Here is a 1,286-nt window from a genome sequence, read left to right as displayed (position 1 = left end):
GGAGAGTAATGGAGAATGTATACCCAAAAATGAGTCATAAATTTAAGCCGCGATTGAGTTAAAGAACTCGATATTCGGAGGTTGATCACCAAAAGTGTGTTCGACATATAGAGGCATCTGGAAAGGTAAAGTTTTCTCGATTAAGATCATATGTTTCTTGCATATAGGACAAAACTTGTAAGGCAAATAGTCGAATTCATGTTCTAAGTTTTCCGGATGAATGCTTGTAATGGAATCCAAGTTACTGGAACCAGGGAAGAGTAACTTAGCAGAATTAAGGCATTTCTTTGCTTTATGTGAATAGATCCCGAAATACCGAATGGATTTGGTTCCGAGAGGCAAAACATGTAAAAGGTAACGTTTAATAAAGTTTTTTTGGGACAATTGGGAAGAAATATTACCAATGTTAATAGAGACAAGATTGTCATCGGTATTAAGATCTTGTTCTTTGAGGTTAGAACCTTTTATTGATTTAGTAAAGTAATCGATGACGTGATAAGGATCAGAAATTTTTTCGGAAGTAAAAGCGAACATTTTGTAATTAGAATTAATTTGCTCTAGAAAAGAGTTGCCTAGAGAAGTATGGTTTTTATAGAAAGCGAAAAGTTCTTTTTTGAGTATGATTTGATAAATAGAATTGAATTGGTAGAAATCAAAAAGATTGTTTTGCGAAAGCACCCAGTTGTTGTTAGTTTTATCTAGTCCACCGTCAGTGATAAGAACGTGAATGTGAGGATGGAATTGATTAAGCTTCCCATGAGTGTGTAAAACCATGATAAATCCAGGTATAACATTTTTATCAAAAGAGAGCTTAAGTATTCTATAAATAGTTTTTTTTGAAGCCTCAAAGAGTAAGTTTACAAAGTCTTTATAAAAAGTAGTAACATAAGGATAACAGAAAGTAGGTAACTTAAAGACAAGATGGTAATGATCAGTATTAATAATCAAGTTTTTAGTAGCAACATTCCAGAGATCTTTATTTCTGTATTGGCATTTAGGACAGAATCTATTATTACAAGAATTTCTAAGGAAAACAGAGAAGTGTTCTTCAGGACATTGGTAAAGATGTCCGTTCATAGCATTAGTTCTGCATTGAGCAATATCGAGAGCCGTTTTTTTAACATGCTTAGGCAAGTTAGCCGATTGAATGAAATCGATGTTTTTGATAAAGATATCTTGTATGTCCATGCAAAAGGATGTCCAAAAAGTGCAGAGTTGGTATCCTATTTTTCTATGTCAAAACAGTCATAAAGATAAGATTTGGGTCATTACGTATAACGAACTAG

General features: G+C 33.1%; 1 protein-coding gene. It reads right to left on the bottom strand.

Annotation, left to right across the window (positions count from 1 at the left end; all coding sequences use genetic code 11):
* Positions 1–42: 42 nt before the first annotated feature.
* A complete protein-coding gene (locus EHQ16_RS07905; RefSeq protein WP_135638860.1) occupies positions 43–1,188 on the bottom strand; it encodes an IS91 family transposase in 1,146 nt (381 codons plus the stop codon).
* Positions 1,189–1,286: the final 98 nt, after the last annotated feature.

This window comes from Leptospira kanakyensis, from assembly GCF_004769235.1.
In the GTDB taxonomy this organism is placed as follows: domain Bacteria; phylum Spirochaetota; class Leptospiria; order Leptospirales; family Leptospiraceae; genus Leptospira_A; species Leptospira_A kanakyensis.
This window is presented reverse-complemented; position numbering and strand designations above follow the sequence as displayed.